The sequence below is a fragment of the Micromonospora orduensis genome, from assembly GCF_006228125.1.
Taxonomy (GTDB): Bacteria; Actinomycetota; Actinomycetes; order Mycobacteriales; family Micromonosporaceae; genus Micromonospora; species Micromonospora orduensis.
In genome coordinates this window covers 1-705 of record NZ_VDFY01000002.1, presented here as the reverse complement: position 1 = coordinate 705, position 705 = coordinate 1, and the positions used below count along the sequence as shown (strand labels likewise).

The 705-nt window shown below is 70.4% G+C and carries 1 protein-coding gene; it reads left to right on the top strand.

Features of this window, described 5'->3' with window-relative positions:
- Nucleotides 1-705 (top strand): AMP-binding protein (locus FHG89_RS00010; RefSeq protein ID WP_139581795.1); only part of this gene is annotated, 705 nt, incomplete at both ends.

Sequence of the window (705 nt, the reverse complement as noted above, 5' to 3'; positions counted from 1 at the left end):
GGGTTGTGGGCTGGCGAGGCTGGTGAGGATCTGCCGGCGGTGGTGGGTCCGGAGAACGCGTGTTATGTGATCTACACGTCGGGTTCGACGGGTCGTCCGAAGGGCGCGGTCGTCACCCACGCCGGCCTGGTCAACCGCACCCAGCACGTCCTGCCGGAGGTCTACCGCCTCGGCCCGGACGGCGTCGTCCTGCAGAAGACCGAGATCGGGTTCGACGTCTCACCGGCCGAGGTGTACGCCGCGCTGTCGGCCGGCGCGCGGATCGTCGTGGCCCGGCCCGGCGGCCACCGCGACCCCGCCTACCTGCGCGACCTGATCATCGCCGAGCAGGTGACGACCGCCCACTTCGTCCCGGTGATGTTGTCGATGCTGCTCGCCGAAGGCATCGAGCGGTGCACCTCGCTGCGCTCCGTCGGCGTCGGGGGCGAGGAGTTGCCCGTCGACGTGGCACGGGCGTTCCTGGCGGCGCTACCCGACTGCGAACTGCACAACACCTACGGGCCCGCCGAGGCGGCGGTCGACGTCACCAGTTGGCAATGCGACCCGCAGGCCCTGGCCGAGCTGACCCGGGTGCCCCTCGGCGGACCGCACCCCAACCTGCGGCTCTACGTCCTCGACGACGAACTCGAGATGGTCCCGATTGGTACCCCCGGCGAGCTGTATCTCGGTGGTGTGGGTGTGGGTCGGGGTTATTGGGGTGCTGCG